We start from the raw sequence: 21,607 nt of genomic DNA, 5'->3' as shown, positions 1-21,607 counted from the left end.
GGCCGTGGGCGCGTGCGACATGGGTACTGCTCCTCCCGACACCAGGGGAGGCGTCCCTAGTAGACGCCTTCGATCAGCTTCCGGCCGTCCATCTCGGCGACCGGGTGGATGTTCCGCAGGGAGTCCCCGACGCCGGTGGGGCTCGGGACCCGAGTCGCCAGGTCCCGTTCGAGGCTGTTGGGTACGAGGCCGTACTTGGTGAGGTAGTTCATGACCACGGCTCCGTCCGACCCGAACTCGACCGGCCGTCCGGAGGAGGGGTCGACCACCCGGTAGAACACGTAGGGGGCGTACGAGTCGAAGACCGTGTCGCCCGTGCCCTGCGGGTCGGGCCGCTGCACCGTGCCGCTGAGCACGGAGGTACTGCCGTACGACCCGCGGAACCGCGTCTTGGGGAAGAGCTGGGTGGACAGGAAGTCCAGGGTGTCGGGGTCCATGTGCGCGCCGGTCCAGATCACCAGGCGCACCTTCTCCTCGATCAGCTCACGGACCGAGGCCCGCTCGGACATGCGGGCGAGCAGTGGCGGTGTCGTGATCAGGAACGCGATGTCCTGTGAGCTCAGGACCAGTTCGGCCTGGTCGACGAGATGGTCGACGTAAGCTCCGGCGCCGGCAGTGTCACCGGTGGCGACAAGACGCTTCACCCAGCGCGGATCCAGGTCGATGGAGAACCGGATCCCGCCCCTGGCCTCCGCGATCCTGCGGGAGTACTCGCCGAGCATGTGCGGTCCGCTGGGCGCCACGGCCAGCGCGTGCCCCCGGCCGTCGTCCGTGTAGTGGGAGTTCTCCCAGGCCATGTATTGGTCGAGCCAGTTCTCGAACATCACGAAGCGCTTCGGCGCTCCGGTGGTGCCACCGCTCTCGTACACCGCGAGGACCTTCTCCGAGGCGTCCAGGCCGCGGGGGATCAGGTCCTCGACCGGGACGTCCCGGAGCTCGTCCACCAGATTGGGAAAGCGCAGCAGGTCGTCGACGCACCGCACGTCCTCGACCGGGTCGAACCCCAGCCTGTCGCGGCGTTCCAGCCAGTACCGGGAACCCGTGGCCGGGTCGAAGTGCCAGCGCATCATGGCGCGGACGTGCGCGTCGGCCTGTTCGCGGGCGTTCATGGGCAGCTCACCGTGCTTTCTCGGTCGAAGGGGAGGGGGAAGGAGGCGTCAGACGCCGTGTGACGAGCCGCCGTTGATCTGGAGGATCTGTGAGGTGACGTAGCCGCCGGGGCCCGAGCACAGGTAGAAGCCGAGTTCGGCGATGTCCACCGGGTCTCCCGCACGTCCCAGCGCGGTATGCCGGACGAGCATGGTCTCGCGCGCGGCGGGCAGGGCGCCGCCGAAGAGGTCTGTGTCGGCGACGTAGCCCGGCGCGATCGCGTTGGCGCTGATGCCGCGCGATCCGAGGCGTGTCGCGAGGGTGTGGACGTAGGAGTGGAGGGCGGCCTTCGCGGCGCCGTAGCCACCCGTCCCGCCGGATCCCCGGTAGGCGGCGATGGAGCTGTAGAGCACGATGCTGCCGCCGTCGGCCAGGTCGGGGAGCAGGCCCTCCACGGCGACGACCGCGGTCGTCACGTTCGCCTGGTAGGCCTCCTGCCATTCCGTCAGGACCGATGTCACGTCGTCCGCGTCCGCGTCCGTGTCCCCGGACCGCGGGACGGCTCCGGCGCAGCACAGCAGCCCGCTGACGGGCAGTCCCGTCGACCGGACGTGGTCCCGCAGGCGCTTGACCGACGCGGCGTCGGACATGTCGAGGGCGAGTGGCTGCACGTCCGCGCCCGGCACGCTCGACTCGATCTCCCGCACCGTCCGTGCGAGTCGCTCCTCCTGCCGTGCGATCAGGAGGACCTTGTCGTTGTTCTCGGCGAAACGCTTCGCCGTGGCCTTGCCGATGCCCGCGCTCGCGCCGGTCACCACGATCAACCTGGACAGAGTCGAACACTCCAATGCCTGTGTCGATGGGATTCTTGTGGGTGAGGTATGTGTTGTTCGGGTTTTTCACAGGCGTGCGGAGGGCGAAGCCGGCTCCGCGAGAAGGGCCTTGTGGTCCGGCTTTCCGGTGGGGGTCCTCGGGATCTCCGCCAGTTCCACGAGCCGCGACGGGCTCGGGAAATCCTCCAAGGCCGCTCTGACGTCGGCCACGCCCACGGTGTCGTCGCCCCGGCCGGCCCAGTAGACGGCGTAGCCCTCACCGGCGAGGGAATCGCCGTCCAGGGGCAGCGCGACGCATTCCGCCCCCGGCAGAAGCGCTTTCAGCCGCTCGTCGACCCGGGCGAGATGGACCTTGATCCCGTTCACCTTGACCAGGGAGCCGCTGCGCCCGATGAGCCGGAACGCACGGGGGCCGGTGAATTCCACCAGGTCGCCCGTGGCCCACCGGTCGGGCGGCAGCGTCCCGCTCTCCGGGCGGGCCAGGCGCGGGCCGCGGACGACCAGCTCCTCGGCGGCTCCCGGCGGGGTGCCGGCCTCCCGCACGAAGGACACGTCGGGGAAGGCCTGCCACGGCTGGGCGTCCCGCCCCTCGGCAACCAGCTGCCGGTGGGCGAGCCCACCGGTCTCGGTCGACCCGAGGATCTCGTGCGCCCGCAGCAGCGGGGCGGCGCGGCCGACCAGCGCGTGGGCCGTGGGCGGCGGTGCCGCCGAACTGTGCAGGGCGACGACCGAGCTCGCGCGTTCCAGCCCCGGCCAGCCGCGCCGCAGCAGGTCCCAGGCCATGGGGATGCAGACGGCCAGCACCCGTTCACCGGGCGAGGCCGGCAGGGGCGCGTACGGGTCGGCCCACGCCTGGTGGACCGGGATCCGCGCCATGCGGGGCAGCCACTCGCCGAACAGCGCGCCGAACAGGTGCTGCGGCGGGGCGAAGTTGACGACCCGGTCGACCGGGCCGACGAGTACCGCGCCGATCAGCTCCACCTCGCGCTCCAACTGGTGGGGGAGCCGGAACCAGCGGCGCGCGGCTCCCGTGCTGCCGGAGGTGTCGAAGCGGATCTCGCCGTCCCTGGTCCCCGGCCCCTCGGTACGGGCCGCCGTCTCCGTCATGCCGCGAGGTCCTCGACGCGCTCGCGCACGTACTCGGTGGTCCGGCCGAGCGTGCTGAACCAGTAGCGCACGTCGTCGCCGACGAAGTCGACCTCGATGCCGAACTCGCCCTCCACGGCGGTGACGTATTCGAGGGCGGCCAGGCTGTCGAAGCCCGGCAGCGCGTCGGTCAGGTCCGCGTCCCCGGACAGTGTGCGGGCGGCGTCGCCGAAGCGCTTCTCCAGGACGGCCTGTATGCGGTTGTTGATCTCGGTGTGGTCGAGGGTCTGCATGATCGGGAACCTTTCTCTCTCAGCCGCGGCCGACCGGTAGCGGGTCGCCGCTCGTCATCGACCCCGAGTCCAGGTAGAACACCCGGTCGGGCTGCGTGGGCTGGAAACGGACCGTCAGGTGGGCGGTGTCCGTGCCGAGACCGAGCGCCTGCCCGATCTCCTCGGCCAGTCCGGCCCGGTACGCGTGGTCACGGTCGGGGTGGACGTGGCACACGACCGACGCCCACCGGGCGTGCTTGCCCGGCTCCGTGCCGTGCTCGTAGGTGGTCAGCGGCATCCCGCCCGCGAAGTACTCCATGGGCTCGGAGGTTCGGAAGGAGACCACGACGTGCGCGGCGTTCGAGCCGTGCGCGGCCATCCATCGGGTGAGCCGCAGGGCCGCCCGCAGGCGTGCGGAAGGGGTGAGCGGGGTGCTGGTCACATCGACGGTGGGCAAGATCGCGCGCCTTTCACGAGAGGGCCAGCGGTGGCAGGGCGATTCCTTCGGGCGACAGCCTCAGCTCCAGGCGCCGGCCCAGGCAGTCGGCGAGCGGACCGCCGCTCATCGCCATCAGGGGCGTCCAGGCGAATCCGCCGTCCGCCGTGCGCACGCTGTCCAGGAACTTCGTCAGGTGGGCGGCGTCCCAGTCGAGGCCGAACACGTCCGCCGCCAGCACGGCTTCGTAGGTGCTCAGCAGGTCGGGGACCCGACGGCCCTCGTTGGCGAACCCGCCGCCGGGCACCCGGTGCCGGGTGAGGGCCTCGGTGACGTGGGTGTCGTCCGCCCCGACGGCGCGGTGCAGCGCCCTGAGCGCCTGCAAGGTGGAGCGCAGCGTGGCGGGGCCGCCCGGCACGTTGGCGTACCGGCCGGGCGTCGTCTCGCAGGCGGCCACATAGTCGGCGATGTCCCGGAGGAAACCGGCGGCCGAGTCACCGCCGGTCCGGTGCAGGATCTCGGCGGCTGAGCTCGTCGACACCATGTCCGACGCTCGGCCCTCCCAGTAGCCGAACCCGCCGTCGGGGTTCTGGATGGAACCGGCCAGCCACTGCGCGATGCGCGCCCGGGCCGGGGCGTCGTCCTCGAACGCCCCCGCGGACAGGGCCCAGAGGGTGCAGCGCACCTCACTCCCTCGTCCGGGCATGTACATGATGCCGTTCTCGTTCGGCAGCATGCAGCTCTCCGTCCACCGCACGGCCTCGCGCTCCCCGTCGGCCGGGAAGGTGCGGGCCATCAGGTGGGCCGAGGTGGTGAGGACGTCCGAGGCGAGTTCGGGAGTGCGGTAGGTGAAGCCGCCCTGCCCGGTCCGGAAGGAAAGCACCCGGGCGACCACACCGTCGGCGATGCCGTCGAGCCGCGCGCCGAGTTCCCGCAGCGCGCCCACCGCGCAGAACGCGGCCCACACGTCCTGGACGGGGTAGCCGGGCCACCGGGTGAAGGACTCGCCCGGCCGCAGCCGGCTCATGATCCAGGCGACGCAGCCCCCGGGGTCCCGGGGAGCCTCGCCGAGGCGGCTCAGGGCGCCGGTGGCCCGGAACGTCGCCCACAGGCAGTCCGTCTCGTCGCCGGCCCGGAAGGTGAAACCGCCGGCCGCGCTCTGCCGGCCCCGGAGCCAGTCCGTGAGCCGCTCGCGGTCCCACGGCAGCGGCCCCTGTCCGCCGGTGGCCGTGTGCCAGGCGGTGACGGCGTAATAGCAGGCCCGCACGTCGGAAGCGCCGTCCTTCGCGTGAGCCGGGCTCCAGGCCAGTCCGCCGTCCTCGGACTGGAGCGCCGCCAGCCAGTCGAACAGCGTCTCGGGCGGGCGCTCGCCGTAGATCTCCACCAGGGTGCGCACGGCGTAGTAGGTGGCCCATACGTCCGACGCCTGGCTGGGCGTCATCGCGAACCCGCCGTCCGCGTGCTCGGTGCTCCACACCCAGGCGGAACTCGACCCGCGGACCGTGCCGCGGCTGCCGTCCGGCAGATCGGCCAGGGCCTGCGTGCAGTAGTAGGTGGCCCAGGCGTCGGAGCTCATGCCGGCCGACCAGGCGAACCCGCCGTCGGAGTTCTGCCGGGAGGCGAGGAATCCGGCGACGGACTCGGGCGACGGCAGGTCGCCGACCCGGTCGAGCCAGCGCAGGGTGCGTACGGCCGCGTAGGTGCACCACAGATCCGACTCCCCGGAGACGACCCCCGACGACCTCCGCAAGGCGTCGTACGTCATGCCGGCACCACCTCGTCCACGACCCGGAAGTTGGAGCGCTTCCAGCTCTTCTGGGAGCCGCCGCTCTTTGTCGTCGCCGGCAGCCGGTTGACGAACCGGACCTCGTCCCACCGGAAGCCGAGGTGCTCGTCCGTCCGCCGCTGGATGACGTCGTTCTTGGCGCGCTCGGCGTCCCGGTCGGTGCCGGGGTCACGCTCCAGCAGCAGCCGGGCCCAGGTGCCCGCCCCGTCGATCTCGATCAGGTATCCCATGACGTCGCGGTTCGCGTAGACGATGCCTTCGAGGTCGCGCGTGCGCACCCGGCTGCCCTTGATCTCGGTTCCGTCGCTGCCCCGGCCGTGGACCGTGACCGTCGGAGTGTCCTGGCCGCACGGGCAACCGCCCGCGACGGACACCTCGTCGCCCATGTCGAGGCGAAGCAGGGGGCGGGCGTCGTTGTTGAGCGGCGTGACGACGAGCCGGCCCGCGCGTCCGGCCTCGGCGGGCGCCAAGCCGTTCCCGTCCGCGATCTCGAAGTAGTTGGCCCCGCGCAGCAGATGCAGCCGGTCGTGCGCGCAGCACGCGGCCAGCGTGCCGCTCTCCGTGCTGCCGTAACTCGCGTCGTAGGCACGCGCGTCCCACCACGACCCGGCCATGGCGCGCAGCTCCGGGGTGCTCACCTCGCCGAGCAGCATGAGGAGTTCGACCGACTCGCGCAGCCGGTCCAGCAGGCCGCGCCTCTTGAGCACCTGGGAGAACTCCAGGAGCACCCCGGGTGCCACGAAGAGCACGGTCGGCCGGAAGACCTCCCACAGTCCGACGATGCGGTCCCAGTCGGAGATGCCGGTGGTGTACGGGTAGGCCTTGACGTGGGGAACGTCCAGGAACTCGCAGACACCGACCATCAGATCGGCCACCGGCACGATGTCCGAGGGCAGCAGGATCAGCGCGCGGTGGCCGCCGCCCGTCAGCATGCCGCGCCAGGCCTCGGCCACGGACACGGTGTTGGCGATCATGTCGCGGGCGGTGCGCGGCGTGGGCGTGGGGGTCCCCGTGGTCCCCGTGGTCTGGTAGTACTTCAGGCCCGCCTCGACGGGTACGCGCAGATAGTCGAGGGGCCGGGACTTGAGGGCGTCCTTGGAGGTCGCCCCGAGGTCGCGGAACGCGTCCGCCGAGAACGCGCCCAGTGCGGCGTAGGCGGAGGTCTGCCGTGCCCGGTCCCAGGCCTCGCCCAGCTTCGACGCGTAGTAGGTCGAGTCGGAGGCAGAAGTGGTGCGGTGGGCGGTCACCTCCTGCTGTATCCGCTCCATGAAGTCGAGGTCACTACTGGAGTTGATCTTCACTTGTCACTCCTTGTCTCGTTCTCGTCGGCAAGCGCCAGTCCGGTGGCGCGCATCAGGAACTCGCCGAGGAACCCGTCGTGCGGCACGTCCGGGTGGATCCACGAGGTCGGCCTGCTCCGGTACACGTTGGACACCGAGGTGAGCTCCGAGGCCGCGGCGATCAGCCCCAGGTCCTCGGTGTGCAGCGACAGCACCAGGGAGCCGTCGAGGACGTCCGTGGCACCGCGTTCGAACGGGGCGACCCACACGCACGGGAAGGGCATCTCGTACGACAGCAGCGGGTCCTTCGGGGAGGTCAGTTCCACGACCGCCGGTGTCAGGGCCGCCAGGGACCCCTCGCCGCCGAGCCGCTCGACCCGTGGCGCGAGGTGCACGACCGCGTCCTCCGTCCGGTCCAGGAGCGCCGTGGCGAGCCGCCGCGCGTCGGCCTCCGGCATGCAGGGCAGCAGGGCCGTGCCGGCCACGGGCCCGGCCGGTGTCACCTCGGCGAGCACGGCGGCCAATTCGGCGGCGAATCCCGCCGGATCGTGCTCGACCAGGACGCCCGTGGTCGCCGTGCACGCGGTTCCCGCGTGGTAGAGCGCACCCGTGCGGGCCAGTTCGAGCCCTGTGCCCCGGTCGGCGTCGGCCGCCACGACCAGCTTCGAGCGGCCCGGCCCCTGCGACCGGACGTCGGCCCGGTCGCGGTACTTGTCCACGACGTCCTGCCCGCCGTACACCACGGCGCGGTCCGAACGCTCGACGATCAGATCCGCTGTCGCGTGGTCGCAGGGCGCCACGACCAGCTGTGTCGCCGGTACGCCCGCCTCCCGCAGCGCGGTGACGAGGCGGAGTGGGGTGAGCGGATCCCGGTTGGAGGGACGGACGGCGACGCGGTAACCGAGGGCCAGGGCCTCCGGCCACATGGCGTGGACGCCTGGACTGTTGCCCGCCGCGTGCACGGCGAGGACGTCCCCGGTGCGGCGCCAGGCGGCCGTCGCGGGCAGTGACTTCGACGGGGCGGTACCGACCGGGGCGCAGCCGGCGGGCCGGGCCGCGGACGCGGTGCGTGCCACGTCGCGAAGGGTCGCCGTGATGAGCCGGTCGCACTCGCGCACGACCGCGAGGGGCGTGCCCGTCAGCTCCGCGACCCGCCGCTCGTGGGCGTCCAGGTCGTCTCCCAGGACCTCTTGGTCCGCGAAGACGCCGGCCGCCTTCGCGAGGACGTCCGCCGCCTGTGCGACGGGCAGCGGCGCACTCGCGCGCAGCTGGTCGATCCAGTGGGAGACGACCAGGCCGGGGACAGAGGCCAGTTCAAGTGCCGCTACGCCCGAGGCGTCCGTCACGGTGGTGCGGTTCCGCGTCCTGTAGGGCCCGGTCGGCCCCAGCGCGGGGATGTCCAGCATGCTCGCTCTCCTGTTCCTTCCGGCGAGTCACGGGGCGTACGTGAGGGGGCGGGGTCAGCGAACGGAAGCCGTCACGGTGCGGCGCCCACGGGTCGCCGCAGCCAGGTCCCGGAGGACGCCGACGGTGGCGTCCCACCCCATGCAGGCGTCGGTGACGCTCTGCCCGAACACGGGCTCGCCGCGCCCGAGATCCTGGCGCCCGGGGATCAGGAAGCCCTCCAGCATCACGCCGCGGATGTCGCTGTCGCCGGCTGCGACCTGGGCCCCGATCTCCCGGGCGACGAGGGCCTGGCGCTCATGGTCCTTGCCGCTGTTGCCGTGGCTGGCGTCGATCACCACGCCCGAGGGCAGACCGGCCGCCCGCAGCAGGCCCGCCGTCTCGCGCACGTCCTCGGCGCGGTAGTTGGGCCGGTCCGAGGCGCCGCGCAGCACCACGTGGCAGTCGGGGTTGCCGCTCGTGCGCAGGGTGACGGGCCGGCCGTCCGGGCCGTGGCCCAGGTAGGCATGGCGGGCGGCCGCGGACCGGATGGCGTCGACGGCGACACCCACCGAGCCGGTGCTGCCGTTCTTCATGCCCACGGGCATGGGCAGACCGCTCGCCAGCTGCCGGTGCACCTGGCTCTCCACGGTCCGGGCGCCGATCGCGCCCCACGAGATCAGATCGGCCAGGTACGCCGGAGCCGCCGGGCTCAGCCACTCCGTGGCGATGGGCAGGCCCGTTTCCGCGATCTCCAGCATGAGCGTACGGACCGTGCGCAGCCCTCGATCGAGATCCAGGCTGCCGTCCAGCGCCGGATCGGCGAGCAGCCCGGTCCATCCGACGGTGGTGCGGGGCTTCTCGACGTACACCCGCATGACCACCGCCAGGTCGTCAGCGAGCTCGGCCGCCAGCTCACCCAGTGACCGGGCGTACGCCAGACCCGCGTCGACGTCGTGGATCGAGCACGGGCCGACCACCACGAGCATCCGGTCGTCGTCACCGCTCAGCACCGCGCGTGTCATCCGGCGCCCGGCGCTCACCGACCGCGCCGCGGCCGTGCTCAGTGGCAACGCGGTCAGCAGCTCTTCGGGGGTGCTGGTCAGATGGGTGCGGTGCTGCCCGCCGACGCCCTCCGGCGGAACGTCGGCGACCAGGGAATCGGAATCTGCCTCGGTCGGCGTGGGAAGACTCTGCATCGTTCCTCAATTCGTTCTGCTCAGCGCAGAAGTCGTGCGTCGGCAACGAATCCTTTCGGCGGTTCGTGATCCACCGAGTGCCTATTCCGAGAAGCCGATCGGACTGGCGTGGCAAAGGTGATTTCGGCGTACAACCACCCGGCAGGCACGGGAATTACCGTGCCGCATTCGGAAGCGGGGCCGCCAGCTGTGCCGCGTGCAGCAAGTTGTTGTGCACCTAGCTGCACGGGTAACGTTTCGTTGTAAGGCAGGTACCTGCCCCCACTCGGGACCCCCTCGTACCCTCCTTGGAGGATTACATGATCACGGGGGCGTTTCGTTGTGTCTTCGTGGGAGTGACCTGCGTGATCTCGTGTGGAAATGTGAGGCTATGCGCTTCATCGAGGCCGGTACCGGTCGCTACGTAGAGTCATCTCCGGTTTCGTACGACCTGACGTACGACGACGTCTTCATGGTGCCGAGCCGCTCCTCGGTGGGCTCCCGGCAGGCCGTCGACCTCAGCTCCCCGGACGGCACGGGCACCACCATCCCGCTCGTCGTCGCCAACATGACCGCCATCGCCGGGCGCCGCATGGCCGAGACCGTGGCCCGCCGCGGCGGCCTCGTCGTCATACCGCAGGACATCCCCATCGACGTGGTCACCGACGTCGTCTCCTGGGTGAAGAGCCGCCACCTGGTCCTGGACACCCCGATCATGCTGGCGCCCCACCAGACCGTCGCGGACGCGCTGTCGCTGCTGCCCAAGCGCGCGCACAACGCCGGAGTCGTCGTCGACGACGACCACCGGCCGATCGGCGTGGTCACCGACTCCGACCTGGCCGGTGTGGACCGCTTCACGCAGCTCGCCGAGGTCATGTCCCGGGACCTGCTGCTCATCGACGCGGACATGGACCCGGGCGAGGCCTTCAACACCCTCGACCACGCCAACCGCCGCTACGCCCCCGCGGTCAACAAGGACGGCACGCTCGCCGGCATCCTCACCCGCAAGGGCGCCCTGCGCGCCACGCTCTACAAGCCGGCCACGGACGCACAGGGGCGGCTGCGCATCGCCGCCGCCGTCGGCATCAACGGCGACGTCGCGGGCAAGGCCAAGCAACTGCTGGACGCGGGCGTCGACACGCTCGTCATCGACACCGCGCACGGCCACCAGGAGTCGATGATCAGCGCCCTGAAGCTGGTGCGCGACCTCGACCCGCAGGTGCCGATCGTCGCGGGCAACGTCGTGGCCGCCGCGGGCGTGCGCGACCTCATCGAGGCGGGTGCCGACATCGTGAAGGTCGGTGTCGGACCCGGCGCCATGTGCACCACGCGCATGATGACCGGCGTCGGCCGGCCGCAGTTCTCCGCGGTCCTGGAGTGCGCCGCCGAAGCGAAGAAGTACGGCAAGCACGTGTGGGCCGACGGCGGGATCCGCCACCCGCGCGACGTGGCGATGGCGCTCGCCGCCGGCGCGTCCAACGTGATGGTCGGCTCCTGGTTCGCGGGCACCTACGAGTCCCCGGGCGACCTCCAGCACGACGCCCAGGGGCGTGCCTACAAGGAGTCCTTCGGCATGGCCTCCGCGCGTGCCGTGCGCAACCGCACGTCGGAGGAGTCGGCGTACGACCGGGCCCGCAAGGCACTGTTCGAGGAGGGCATCTCCACGTCCCGGATGTTCCTCGACCCGGCACGCCCCGGCGTCGAGGATCTGATCGACTCGATCATCGCGGGCGTCCGCTCCTCCTGCACGTACGCCGGTGCCGCCTCCCTGGAGGAGTTCGCCGAGAAGGCCATCGTCGGCATCCAGAGCGCCGCCGGCTACGCCGAGGGCAAGCCGCTGCACGCCAGCTGGAACTGACGGCCCTCACGCCCTCGCCCCAGGCCCCCGATGAAGATCGGGGGCCTTGTGCTTGTGCCTGCGGGTGTCCTGCCGTCGTACGGCCCGGAGATCACGGAGTCGCGCACGAGTGTGTCGAGGAGCTCACGTTTCCGCTGAAAGAGCTGGTCCGAGCACGTCACGTGCAATGGACGAACGCATCCGTGCAACGAACCTCCGGCCAGTCCCGAGGAACGCAATGATCTTGCGGGCATGCGCAAGGTTGCTGCATTACACGGGCAACGCCGCTGCTCGTAGGCTGTCGCCTCGTACGTGGCGTGGCGGGGACCCCGCTCGGTGGGTCCCGGCTGTCGGGCGGGACGCTGCCGGTCCCTGCCACCCGAGACCGGCAGCGACGAAGGAGTCAGCGCGTGCTCGACCAAGGCGCACCCCCGAACAGCAGTAGTCAGACCGCCCCGCCGTCCCCGGGCGTCGGGGCGCGCCTCATGCGTCGCAAGCCGGTGGAAAGCCTGGTCGCGGAGGGCGGCCAGGGCGAGGGAGGCACGCTGCGGCGCTCTCTCGGACTGTGGCAGCTCACCATGATCAGCATCGGTGCCACCCTCGGCACCGGCATCTTCGTCGTGCTCGGAGAGGCCGTCCCCAAGGCCGGCCCGGCCGTCACGCTCGCCTTCGTCATAGCCGGTCTGACCGCCCTGTTCTCGGCCCTGTCGTACGCCGAGCTGGCGGGCACCATCCCGGTCTCCGGCTCCTCGTACTCGTATGCGTACGCAACGATGGGCGAGCTGATCGCCTGGATCTGCGGCTGGTGCCTGGTCCTGGAGTACGGCGTGTCCGTCGCCGCGGTCGCCGTCGGCTGGGGCGAGTACCTCAACGAACTGCTCGACGGGACCATCGGCGTCACCATCCCGGCCGCCCTGTCCGCCCCGCCCGGCGACGGCGGCGTGTTCAACCTGCCCGCGCTGATCGTCGTCCTGCTCGCGATGGCGTTCCTGCTGGGCGGTGCCCGCGAGTCCGCCCGCGCCAACACCGTCATGGTCATCGTGAAGATCGCCGCGCTGGTGCTGTTCTGCGCCATCGGCGTCCAGGGCTTCCGCTCCGGCAACTACGAGAACTTCATGCCGCTGGGCATGGCGGGCGTCAGCGCCGCCGGGGCGACCCTGTTCTTCTCCTACATCGGCTTCGACGCAGCCTCCACCGCCGGCGAGGAGGCCAAGAACGCCCAGCGCGACCTGCCGCGCGCGATCATGCTGTCGCTGGTCATCGTCACGGCGCTGTACGTCCTCGTCGCCGCCGTCGCGGTCGGCGCCAAGCCCTGGAAGAACTTCACCGGCTCCGAGGCCGCCCTCGCCCAGATCATGCGCGAGGTCACCGGGCAGACCTTCTGGGGCACGCTGCTCGCCTTCTGCGCCGTCATCGCCATCGCGAGCGTGGTGCTGACCGTGCTGTACGGCCAGACCCGCATCCTGTTCGCCATGTCCCGCGACGGGCTGGTGCCGAAGGTGTTCGCCAGGGTCCACCCGAAGACCGGCACGCCCCGCGCCAACACCCTGATCGTGTCGCTGTTCTGCGGTGTCCTGGCCGCCGCGATTCCGCTCGGGCAGCTCGCCGACGCCACCAGCATCGGCACCCTCTTCGCCTTCGCGCTGGTCAACGTGGCCGTCGTGGTGCTGCGCCGGACCCGGCCGGACATGCCCCGCACCTTCCGGGTGCCGCTGTCCCCGGTCCTGCCCGCGCTGGGCTTCGCCTTCTGCCTCTGGATGATGGGCAGCCTGTCGACCGTGACCTGGGTGGTCTTCGGTGTCTGGATGGCCGCCGGGCTCGTGTTCTACTTCGTGTACGGCTATCGCCGTTCCCGACTCGCACCATCCGAAAAGTGACCAACCCACTGTGCTGAACGATCTCGACGAACGCATCGTGCACGCCCTCGCCGAGGACGCCCGCCGCTCCTACGCCGACATCGGCCATATCGTCGGCCTGTCCGCACCCGCCGTGAAACGGCGCGTGGACCGGCTGCGCGCCACCGGAGCCATCACCGGCTTCACCGTACGGGTGGACCCGGGCGCCCTCGGCTGGCAGACCGAGGGGTTCGTCGAGATCTACTGCCGGGGCAACACCTCCCCGGAGACCATCCAGCGGGGCCTGGAGCGCTACCAGGAGGTCGTTGCCGCGTCCACCGTCACCGGGGACGCGGACGCGATCGCCCAGGTCTTCGCCTCCGACATGCGGCACTTCGAACGGGTACTGGAGCGGATCGCCGGGGAGCCGTTCGTCGAGCGGACCAAGTCCGTGCTCGTGCTCTCGCCGCTGCTGCGGCGCTTCTCGTCGGGATCGCCCACGTAACGGGATCGCCCACGCAATCCGCGGGACGATCCGCCGGTCAGCGCCTAGCATCGGTGTCATGACCTGGCGACATTGATCCACCAGCCGCGCCTCCCGGGGACCGCCTCGGACGCCGTACCTCCGGCGTCCGATCGGTCCTTACGGGAAGGCCTCATGACACTCTCACCCGCACGCGTGCCCGCCACCGGCGTCCGACGGCTGACGACCACGCTGTACGGTTACGCGTTCCTCGACGACTTCGTCCTGCTCTACCCGGTGTACGCGTTGCTGTTCGCCGACACCGGCATGTCGCTCTGGCAGATCTCCTCTCTGTTCGCCTTGTGGTCGATCACCTCGGTGGTGCTGGAAGTGCCCTCCGGTGCCTGGGCCGACGCCGTGTCGCGTCGCCGGCTGCTGTGGATCGGCCCGCTGCTCACCGCCGTCGGCTTCGCGCTGTGGGTGGCCGTCCCGTCGTACTGGGCCTTCGCGGCCGGATTCGTCCTGTGGGGCGCCGGCGGAGCGCTCGGCTCCGGCGCGCTGGAGGCGCTGGTGTACGACGAGCTGGATCATCTCGGTGCCGCCGACCGGTACGCGCGGGTCATGGGCCGGGCACGGGCCGCGCGGCTGGTGGGCACCGTGGCCTCCCTCGGCCTCGCGGGGCCCGTCTTCGCCCAGGGCGGCTACGCGGCCGTCGGTGCCGCGAGCTTCCTGGCCTGTGTGCTGACCGCCGTCACCGCGACCCGGTTCCCCGAGCACCGGGTGCGGCCGGACCACGCCGACGACAGCTGGGCGACGACCTTGCGGACCGGGCTCGCCGAGGTCCGCAGGGACCGCTCCGTGCGCGGTGCCCTGCTGCTGATTCCGGCCGTGGCGGCGGTGTGGGGCGCACTCGACGAGTACACCCCGCTGCTGGTCCGGGACATCGGCGTCGCCGAAGCGACGGTGCCCTACCTGATCATGCTGATCTGGGCGGGCGTCACCGTCGGCAGCCTCCTGACCGGACCGGCCGAACGCCTCGGCCCGGCCGGTCTCGCCGCGCTGCTCGCGGGCGCCGCACTGGCCCTGGCCGTCGGTGCCGCGGCCCGCTCACTGGCCGGCATCGCTCTGGTGAGCCTCGCCTTCGCCGGGTTCCAGCTGGCGGAGGTGCTGGCCGACGCCCGCCTCCAGCACCGTATCGACGAGTCCCGCCGGGCCACGCTCACCTCGGTGGCGAGCCTGGGCACCGAGCTGGCGACGGTCGCCACGTTCGGCGTGTACGCGCTGCTCGGCACGGACATGGCGCACAGCACCGTCTTCGCGGTGCTGGCGATCCCTTATCTGGTGACGGCGCTGGCGCTGGCTAGAGCTCGGGCTGCCGGGGAGTGACCGGGAAGTCGCCGGTGCCCTTCTCGACCTTCTCGTAGGGCGCCGAGCTGACGCACTTGGGCAGGTCCTTCGTGGCGACCGGGGTACCGGTGGTGGCCCAGCTGTAGCCGAGCCGGTCGCGGTGACCGATGTCCTGCACGGTGATCCCGAAGCGCTTGCCCTTCGCACCGGGCAGGTCGGAGGAGGTGATGACGCCGGAGACGACAGCCACCTTGCCGCCGGTGACCAGACGGTCCACCTTCGCCTTCGCCCAGGCGCCCTTGCCGTTCAGGCGGTGGCTCCACTCGAAGGTGCCGGTGGCCTCCATCGGGTCGAGCTTGTCCTCGGCTGCCAGGTGCGCGTCGAAGGAGAAGGTGATGTCGTCCCCGTCCGAGCGGTACAGCTTGGCCTTGCCGGTGAGCGCGGCGGCCTCACGCCCGCTCTCGCCGGGGGGCCAAGGCTCCGGCGGAGCCGGCCGCGGCAGCGACGGTGAGCAGCAGCGCGGAGCCGAGTAAGGCGGTCTTCGTACGGCGGTTCATGGCGGTCCTTTCCGCAGGTGACGCACGTCAACTGGACGCTCACCACTGTCCCGGCGCGGCGCCCGCGCCATGGCGCACCGGGGACGGGACCCCGCCTCCGCCGCCCGGCGGGGAAACCCGCCCCGGCCTGAGCCCACGGGCGGACCGGACGTACGACCGGAGGGCCCGCAACGAATCGCCGCGGACCCGGCGGCGAACGCAATGATCCGCTCATGAGCGCGCAACAGCTGCTCCTTGCCCGGTCGGAGCCGCCGACCGTACCGTCTATCCGGCCCCCGAAATCCCCGCGTACCGGTGAGGAACACGCATGCGCACCGCCCTGCTCCAGAGCTCCGGCCGACCCGGATCCACCGTCGAGAACCTCAAGGTCCTCGACGAGGCCGCGGGCCGGGCCGCCGCCGCGGGCGCCGGGCTGCTGGTCGCGCCGGAGATGTTCCTGACCGGGTACGCGATCGGCGACGACATCGGCCGGCTCGCCGAGCCCGCCGACGGCGACTGCGCGGACGCCATCGCCGAGACCGCGGCCCGGCACGGACTGGCGATCGCCTACGGCTACCCCGAGCGGGCCGGTGACGCCGTGTTCAACTCCGCCCAGCTGATCTCCGCCGACGGCACCCGGCTCGCCGACTACCGCAAGACCCACCTCTTCGGCTGCTTCGAACGGGACCACTTCACGCCCGGGGACCAGCCCGTCGTCCAGGCGGACATCGACGGTCTGCGCGTCGGGATCCTGATCTGCTACGACGTCGAGTTCCCGGAGAACGTCCGCGCCCACGCCCTCGCCGGCACCGACCTGCTGGTCGTCCCGACCGCGCAGATGCACCCGTTCCAGTTCGTCGCCGAGTCGATGATCCCGGTGCGCGCCTTCGAGAACCAGATGTACGTCGCGTACGTCAACCGGGTCGGCCGGGAGGGCGAGTTCGAGTTCGTGGGGCTGTCCACGCTCGCCGGGCCCGACGGGGTCGCCCGCACCCGCGCCGGGCGTGCCGAGGAGCTCGTCCTCGCCGACGTCGACCCCGCCTTCCTCGCCGCGTCGCGCGAGGCCAACCCGTATCTGCGGGACCGGCGCCCGGGTCTCTACGGGCCGCTCGTCTGACACCCCCCGCACCTGTCTGTTTCCTCTGCAAGGAGTCCCGTACCCCATGACGTCCACCGTGCCCAACGCCGTCGAGCACGCAGACGCGCAGCAGCCGCCGATCACGATGTTCGGTCCGGACTTCCCGTACGCGTACGACGACTTCCTCGCCCACCCGGCGGGTCTCGGGCAGATACCCGCGACCGAGCACGGCACGGAGGTCGCGGTCATCGGCGGCGGCCTGTCCGGCATCGTCGCCGCGTACGAGCTGATGAAGATGGGCCTCAAGCCGGTCGTGTACGAGGCCGACCGGATCGGCGGCCGACTGCGGACGGTGGGCTTCGACGGGTGCGACGACTCCCTCACCGCCGAGATGGGCGCGATGCGCTTCCCGCCGTCCTCCACCGCCCTCCAGCACTACATCGACCTGGTCGGTCTGGAGACGCGGCCCTTCCCCAACCCCCTGGCGGAGGCGACCCCGTCGACCGTCGTCGACCTCAAGGGCGAGTCGCACTACGCCGAGACGATCGACGACCTGCCCCAGGTCTACCGGGACGTCGCCGAGGCCTGGAACCGGTGCCTGGAGGAGGGCGCCGACTTCTCCGACATGAACCGGGCCCTGCGCGAGCGGGACGTCCCGCGCATCCGCGAGATCTGGTCCCGGCTCGTCGAGAAGCTCGACAACCAGACCTTCTACGGCTTCCTGTGCGACTCCGAGGCGTTCAGGTCCTTCCGGCACCGCGAGATCTTCGGCCAGGTCGGCTTCGGCACGGGCGGCTGGGACACCGACTTCCCGAACTCCATCCTGGAGATCCTCCGCGTCGTCTACACCGAGGCCGACGACCACCACCGCGGCATCCTCGGCGGCTCCCAGCAACTGCCGCTCCGCCTCTGGGAACGCGAGCCGGAGAAGATCGTCCACTGGGTCTACGGGACCTCGCTCGCGAAGCTCCACGAGAACGGCGAGCCCCGCCCGGCCGTCACCCGCCTGCACCGCACCGCGGGCAACCGCATCACGGTGACCGACGCGCACGGCGACGTCCGCACCTACCCGGCGGCGATCTTCACCGCACAGTCCTGGATGCTGCTGTCGAAGGTCGACTGCGACGACTCGCTCTTCCCGATCGATCACTGGACGGCCATCGAGCGCACGCACTACATGGAGAGCTCCAAGCTCTTCGTGCCGGTCGACCGGCCGTTCTGGCTGGACAAGGACGAGGAAACCGGGCGGGACGTCATGTCGATGACGCTCACCGACCGTATGACGCGCGGCACCTACCTCCTCGACAACGGCCCGGACCGGCCCGCCGTCATCTGCCTCTCCTACACCTGGTGCGACGACAGCCTGAAGTGGCTGCCGCTGTCCGCGAACGAGCGGATGGAGGTCATGCTGAAGTCGCTCGGCGAGATCTATCCCAAGGTCGACGTCCGCAAGCACATCATCGGCAACCCGGTGACCGTCTCCTGGGAGAACGAGCCCTACTTCATGGGCGCGTTCAAGGCCAACCTGCCCGGCCACTACCGCTACCAGCGGCGCCTGTTCACGCACTTCATGCAGGACCGGCTGCCCGAGGACAAGCGCGGCATCTTCCTCGCCGGCGACGACATCTCCTGGACGGCCGGCTGGGCCGAGGGCGCCGTCCAGACCGCCCTCAACGCGGTCTGGGGCGTCATGCACCACTTCGGCGGCACGACCGACCCGGCCAACCCCGGGCCCGGCGACGTCTACGACGAGATCGCGCCGGTCGAACTGCCCGAGGACTGAGGCAGGCAGGAGGGCTGCGGCAGGGGCGTGAGCAGCATGCGCCCCGCGAAGCCCACCGCCGTGTCCAGACGCTCGGTGAACTCCTCGGCGACATCGGGGAGTCCGCGCAGCGCCCACAGGGCCCGGGCCGCCGTCCATGAGGCGTCGCGGGCGCGCTCCAGGCTCCATGAGCCGAGCAGATGGGTCAGCGGGTCGGCGATCTGGAGGAGGTCGGGGCCCGGCATCAGATCTTCGCGGATGCGCTCCTCCAGCGAGACGAGGAGATCGCCCACCGTGTCGAACTCGTCCTCCATCTCGGCGGGTGCGCAGTCGAGCGTACGGCAGGTGTCCACGACGGCCAGCGCGAGATCGTGCCCGATGTGCGCGTTGATGCCCGCGAGCGCGAACTGCAACGGCCGTACCCCGGGATGCCGGCGGAACTGGAACAGCGGCCGCCAGCAGGCCGGCGGGCGCCGCTCGTCGGCCACCGCTTCGACGGCCTCCAGATACCGCTCCGCGAACCGTACGTCCAGCGTGATCGCGGCGTGCGGGTCCGCGAACCGCCCGGTGTCGACGTACCGGTCCACCACTTCCGTCACGGCGAGATAGACGCGGTTGAAGACGGCCACCCCGTCCCGGGGGTGCAGGGTCGCGTCGAGGGCGCGCATACGGGAGATGACTCCGTCGACCGGAGTGTCCACGGCCGGGGGGACTTGTTCGCATCGCGGCATGCGGGCAGAGTCCCAGCTCTAGGCTGGCGGGAGTACCGGCAGGCCCGGCGCTTCCCCGAAACGGGGAACGCCGCCCGCCGCAGGGGGAGGGGGACCAGCACCGTGTCAGGCTTACGTGCCCAGCGCCTGGCCGCCCGCAGGGCCGAGCGCAGGCGCGCCCTGCGGCGTGGCGCGATGGTCGTGGCGGCCTCAGTCATGGTCGCGACCGGCGCGGTCGCGGGGGTGCTGTCCGCGTTCGACGACCGCCGCGGCCCGGACCAGGCCAGGCGCTCCGAGGTGTCCGCGTCGCCCCGCCTGGCGCCCCTGCCCGCGCTGCCGTCGGCGCCGGCGTCGGCCACCGGGTCCGCTTCCCCCACGCCCGTCACCTCCGCGCCCAGGACACCTAGCCCCACGCCGTCGCCGTCGCGAATCCGGAAGAAGCAGGAGCGGACCACCCCCGTGAGCCCCCGGCTCTACCGCCACCCCGACTCCCAGGTGCTCGACTGGGTCCGGGCCAACTCCGGCGATCCCCGCCACGCGGTCATCGCCTCCCGTATCGCCGACCAGCCGGCCGCCGTCTGGTTCGCCGACTACTCCCCGGACACGCTCACCGCCCGGGTCGCCGCGGTGACGTCGGGCGCTGCCGCTGTCGGCCGGGTGCCCGTCCTCGTGCCCTACGCGATTCCCGGCCGGGACTGCGGCGGATACTCCCTGGGCGGGGCGCCCGACCTGGACGCGTACGACGCGTGGATGGACCGGTTCGCCGACGGGCTGGGCTCCGGTGAGGTCATCGTCGTCCTGGAGCCGGACTCGGTTGCCCAGGCCGAGTGCCTGTCCGCCGGTGAGCGCGCGGACCGCTTCGCCTCGCTGGCCCGGGCCGGACGCGTCCTGAAGGCAGCCAACCCGCGGGCACGCGTGTACTTCGACGCGGGGCACTCGGGCTGGAACGCGCCCGGCAAACAAGCGGCGTGGCTGCGGCAGGCCGGTGCCGCCTCACCGGAGTCCTCCGACGGGATCTTCAGCAACGTCTCCAACTTCCACACCACGGCCGACGAGGTGGCCTACGACCGGCGCGTCCTCGACGCGCTCGGCGGACCGGCGGGCCTGGGCGCCGTCATCGACACCAGCCGCAACGGCAACGGCGCCCCGCCCGACGGCACGTGGTGCGACCCGTCGGGCCGCAAGCTCGGCCGGACACCGACCCTCAGCACGGGCGAGGACCGGATCGACGCCTACCTGTGGGTCAAGCTGCCGGGGGAGTCGGACGGCTGCAAGGGCAAGCCGGGGACGTTCACGGCGTCGTACGCCTACGACCTGGCCTCGTCGTAGGAGCTGGTGCCCTCGTCCAGCAACGGCTGCTGCGTCTTCAAGTGGGCCGGGGCGAAGGCCCGCAGCGCGTGGTAGCCGGTGATGACCACGAGCGTGCCGAGCGCGATGCCGCTCAGCGAGAAGGTGTCCGTGATCTCCATGGAGACGTTGCCGACGCCGATGACGATGCCCGCGGCCGCCGGGACCAGGTTCAGCGGATTGCGCAGGTCCACCTCGGCGTTGATCCAGATCTGGGCGCCGAGCAGGCCGATCATGCCGTACAGGATGACGGTGATGCCGCCGAGGACCCCGCCCGGGATCGCCGCGACGACCGCGCCGAACTTCGGGCAGAGGCCGAAGAGCAGGGCGAAGCCGGCGGCGGCCCAGTAGGCGGCCGTCGAATAGACGCGGGTCGCGGCCATCACGCCGATGTTCTCGGAGTACGTGGTGTTGGGCGGGCCGCCGACCGCGGTGGAGAGCATCGAGCCGACGCCGTCGGCCGCGATCGCCGTGCCGAGCTTGTCGTCCAGCGGGTCGCCGGTCATCTCGCCGACCGCCTTGACGTGCCCGGCGTTCTCCGCGACCAGTGCGATGACGACCGGCAGGGCGACTAGGATCGCCGACCACTCGAACGACGGGCCGTGCAGAGTCGGCAGCCCGATCCAGTCGGCCTGGCCCACACCGGAGAGGTCGAGCCGCCAGTGGTCGGTGAGCTTGCCGCTCGCGTCCACCGAGTGGATCTTGCCGAAGACCAGGTCGAAGACCCAGGAGATGCCGTATCCGAAGACCAGCCCCAGGAAGATCGCGATCCGCGACCAGAAACCGCGCAGACAGACGACCGCCAGCCCGGTGAAGAGCATTACGAGCAAGGCCGTCCACTGGTCCTGCGGCCAGTACGTCGAGGCCGTCACCGGCGCCAGGTTGAAGCCGATCAGCATCACCACCGCGCCGGTCACGATCGGCGGCATGGCGGCGTGGATGATCCGCGCCCCGAACCGCCGCACGGCGATCCCCACCAGGAACAGCGCGGCACCGACGACGAAGACCGCGCCGGTGACGGTGGCGCTGCTGCCGCCCTGGGCGCGGATGACCGCCGCCACGCCCACGAAGGACAACGAACAGCCCAGATAGCTGGGGACGCGGCCGCGGGTGGCGAGCAGGAACACGACCGTCGCGACGCCCGACATCATGATCGCCAGGTTGGGGTCCAGGCCCATCAGGACCGGGGCCACGAAGGACGCCCCGAACATGGCCACCACGTGCTGGGCACCGAGCCCGGCCGTGCGGGGCCAGGAGAGCCGCTCGTCGGGGCGGACCACCGCGCCGGGCGCCGGGGTGCGTCCGTCGCCGTGCAGTTTCCAGCGGACGCCGAGATCCATGGTGCGGTT

At 71.4% G+C, this 21,607-nt stretch carries 18 protein-coding genes and 1 pseudogene; 7 read left to right on the top strand and 12 right to left on the bottom strand.

Translation table 11 applies throughout. The features are described 5' to 3' along the window. Window positions 1–56: 56 nt before the first annotated feature. The 9 genes from V8690_RS06725 to V8690_RS06685 all read right to left on the bottom strand — a co-directional run bounded on the left by V8690_RS06725 (window position 57) and on the right by V8690_RS06685 (window position 9,364). Window positions 57–1,109, bottom strand: coding sequence for a phenazine antibiotic biosynthesis protein (locus tag V8690_RS06725; RefSeq protein WP_338776439.1), 1,053 nt, complete (start codon window positions 1,107–1,109; stop codon window positions 57–59). 48 nt (window positions 1,110–1,157) lie between these two features. Beyond that, entirely contained in the window at window positions 1,158–1,904 is a 747-nt protein-coding gene (locus V8690_RS06720; protein ID WP_338776437.1) for an SDR family oxidoreductase, read from the bottom strand. 84 nt (window positions 1,905–1,988) lie between these two features. Further along, window positions 1,989–3,029: an acyl-CoA synthetase gene (locus V8690_RS06715; RefSeq protein WP_338776435.1), complete on the bottom strand. Its 1,041-nt coding sequence runs from the start codon at window positions 3,027–3,029 to the stop codon at window positions 1,989–1,991. Next, a complete protein-coding gene (locus tag V8690_RS06710; RefSeq protein WP_338776433.1) occupies window positions 3,026–3,301 on the bottom strand; it encodes a phosphopantetheine-binding protein in 276 nt (91 codons plus the stop codon). The genes V8690_RS06715 and V8690_RS06710 overlap by 4 nt, the downstream gene beginning before the upstream one ends. A 19-nt stretch (window positions 3,302–3,320) precedes the next feature. Then, a complete protein-coding gene (locus V8690_RS06705) occupies window positions 3,321–3,737 on the bottom strand; it encodes a hypothetical protein (protein WP_338776432.1) in 417 nt (138 codons plus the stop codon). A gap of 13 nt (window positions 3,738–3,750) precedes the next feature. After that, on the bottom strand, window positions 3,751–5,481 hold the full coding sequence (locus tag V8690_RS06700) for a prenyltransferase/squalene oxidase repeat-containing protein (protein WP_338776429.1): 1,731 nt from the start codon (window positions 5,479–5,481) through the stop codon (window positions 3,751–3,753). Beyond that, the gene (locus V8690_RS06695; protein WP_338776427.1) at window positions 5,478–6,803 is read right to left on the bottom strand and encodes a phenylacetate--CoA ligase family protein; all 1,326 of its coding nucleotides are present in this window, start codon (window positions 6,801–6,803) and stop codon (window positions 5,478–5,480) included. Before V8690_RS06695 ends, V8690_RS06700 begins: the two co-directional genes overlap by 4 nt. Beyond that, window positions 6,800–8,188, bottom strand: coding sequence for an aldehyde dehydrogenase family protein (locus tag V8690_RS06690; protein ID WP_338776424.1), 1,389 nt, complete (start codon window positions 8,186–8,188; stop codon window positions 6,800–6,802). Before V8690_RS06690 ends, V8690_RS06695 begins: the two co-directional genes overlap by 4 nt. Window positions 8,189–8,242: 54 nt before the next feature. Beyond that, entirely contained in the window at window positions 8,243–9,364 is a 1,122-nt protein-coding gene (locus V8690_RS06685) for a 3-deoxy-7-phosphoheptulonate synthase (RefSeq protein WP_338776422.1), read from the bottom strand. Between the two features lie 370 nt (window positions 9,365–9,734). On the opposite strand from V8690_RS06685, the gene V8690_RS06680 reads away from it, so the two are divergent. The 4 genes from V8690_RS06680 to V8690_RS06665 all read left to right on the top strand — a co-directional run bounded on the left by V8690_RS06680 (window position 9,735) and on the right by V8690_RS06665 (window position 14,864). Then, a complete protein-coding gene (locus tag V8690_RS06680; RefSeq protein ID WP_338776419.1) occupies window positions 9,735–11,201 on the top strand; it encodes a GuaB1 family IMP dehydrogenase-related protein in 1,467 nt (488 codons plus the stop codon). 389 nt (window positions 11,202–11,590) lie between these two features. Next, a complete protein-coding gene (locus V8690_RS06675) occupies window positions 11,591–13,057 on the top strand; it encodes an amino acid permease (RefSeq protein ID WP_338776417.1) in 1,467 nt (488 codons plus the stop codon). Between the two features lie 10 nt (window positions 13,058–13,067). Beyond that, window positions 13,068–13,520: an Lrp/AsnC family transcriptional regulator gene (locus V8690_RS06670; protein ID WP_010046396.1), complete on the top strand. Its 453-nt coding sequence runs from the start codon at window positions 13,068–13,070 to the stop codon at window positions 13,518–13,520. A 153-nt stretch (window positions 13,521–13,673) separates the two neighbouring features. Continuing rightward, window positions 13,674–14,864, top strand: coding sequence for an MFS transporter (locus V8690_RS06665; protein WP_338776411.1), 1,191 nt, complete (start codon window positions 13,674–13,676; stop codon window positions 14,862–14,864). Here the strand turns inward: V8690_RS06665 and V8690_RS06660 are convergent. Continuing rightward, a pseudogene (locus tag V8690_RS06660) lies at window positions 14,839–15,382 on the bottom strand (Repetin). The gene V8690_RS06665 and the pseudogene V8690_RS06660 sit on opposite strands and share 26 nt — an antisense overlap. Before the next feature lie 307 nt (window positions 15,383–15,689). Here V8690_RS06660 and V8690_RS06655 point away from each other — a divergent pair. Further along, window positions 15,690–16,478: a carbon-nitrogen hydrolase family protein gene (locus V8690_RS06655; RefSeq protein ID WP_338776409.1), complete on the top strand. Its 789-nt coding sequence runs from the start codon at window positions 15,690–15,692 to the stop codon at window positions 16,476–16,478. A gap of 46 nt (window positions 16,479–16,524) precedes the next feature. After that, window positions 16,525–18,222, top strand: coding sequence for an NAD(P)/FAD-dependent oxidoreductase (locus V8690_RS06650; RefSeq protein WP_338776408.1), 1,698 nt, complete (start codon window positions 16,525–16,527; stop codon window positions 18,220–18,222). On the opposite strand, the gene V8690_RS06645 is transcribed toward V8690_RS06650, so the two are convergent. Next, window positions 18,183–18,932 (bottom strand): DUF5995 family protein, encoded by a 750-nt coding sequence (locus V8690_RS06645; RefSeq protein ID WP_338776407.1) that lies wholly within the window; start codon window positions 18,930–18,932, stop codon window positions 18,183–18,185. The two genes, V8690_RS06650 and V8690_RS06645, sit on opposite strands and share 40 nt — an antisense overlap. 174 nt (window positions 18,933–19,106) lie before the next feature. On the opposite strand from V8690_RS06645, the gene V8690_RS06640 reads away from it, so the two are divergent. After that, window positions 19,107–20,240, top strand: a complete 1,134-nt coding sequence (locus V8690_RS06640; protein WP_338785270.1) for a glycoside hydrolase family 6 protein — start codon at window positions 19,107–19,109, stop codon at window positions 20,238–20,240. Here the strand turns inward: V8690_RS06640 and V8690_RS06635 are convergent. Then, entirely contained in the window at window positions 20,219–21,598 is a 1,380-nt protein-coding gene (locus tag V8690_RS06635; protein ID WP_338776405.1) for a solute carrier family 23 protein, read from the bottom strand. The genes V8690_RS06640 and V8690_RS06635 overlap by 22 nt on opposite strands. Window positions 21,599–21,607 lie beyond the last annotated feature (9 nt).

This window comes from Streptomyces sp. DG1A-41, assembly GCF_037055355.1.
Taxonomy (GTDB): Bacteria; Actinomycetota; Actinomycetes; order Streptomycetales; family Streptomycetaceae; genus Streptomyces.
Note: the sequence above shows the minus strand (reverse complement) of the source record. Positions and strands in the feature narration are given on the sequence as shown.

Excerpts from the sequence above, each read along its gene's own strand:
- V8690_RS06700 (WP_338776429.1), bottom strand. The coding sequence starts at position 5,481 with ATGACGTACGACGCCTTGCGGAGGTCGTCGGGGGTCGTCTCCGGGGAG.
- V8690_RS06690 (WP_338776424.1), bottom strand. The coding sequence starts at position 8,188 with ATGCTGGACATCCCCGCGCTGGGGCCGACCGGGCCCTACAGGACGCGG.
- V8690_RS06715 (WP_338776435.1), bottom strand. The coding sequence starts at position 3,029 with ATGACGGAGACGGCGGCCCGTACCGAGGGGCCGGGGACCAGGGACGGC.
- V8690_RS06685 (WP_338776422.1), bottom strand. The coding sequence starts at position 9,364 with ATGCAGAGTCTTCCCACGCCGACCGAGGCAGATTCCGATTCCCTGGTC.
- V8690_RS06650 (WP_338776408.1), top strand. The coding sequence starts at position 16,525 with ATGACGTCCACCGTGCCCAACGCCGTCGAGCACGCAGACGCGCAGCAG.
- V8690_RS06680 (WP_338776419.1), top strand. The coding sequence starts at position 9,735 with ATGCGCTTCATCGAGGCCGGTACCGGTCGCTACGTAGAGTCATCTCCG.
- V8690_RS06725 (WP_338776439.1), bottom strand. The coding sequence starts at position 1,109 with ATGAACGCCCGCGAACAGGCCGACGCGCACGTCCGCGCCATGATGCGC.
- V8690_RS06665 (WP_338776411.1), top strand. The coding sequence starts at position 13,674 with ATGACACTCTCACCCGCACGCGTGCCCGCCACCGGCGTCCGACGGCTG.
- V8690_RS06645 (WP_338776407.1), bottom strand. The coding sequence starts at position 18,932 with ATGCCGCGATGCGAACAAGTCCCCCCGGCCGTGGACACTCCGGTCGAC.
- V8690_RS06655 (WP_338776409.1), top strand. The coding sequence starts at position 15,690 with ATGCGCACCGCCCTGCTCCAGAGCTCCGGCCGACCCGGATCCACCGTC.
- V8690_RS06710 (WP_338776433.1), bottom strand. The coding sequence starts at position 3,301 with ATGCAGACCCTCGACCACACCGAGATCAACAACCGCATACAGGCCGTC.
- V8690_RS06635 (WP_338776405.1), bottom strand. The coding sequence starts at position 21,598 with ATGGATCTCGGCGTCCGCTGGAAACTGCACGGCGACGGACGCACCCCG.
- V8690_RS06640 (WP_338785270.1), top strand. The coding sequence starts at position 19,107 with ATGGTCGTGGCGGCCTCAGTCATGGTCGCGACCGGCGCGGTCGCGGGG.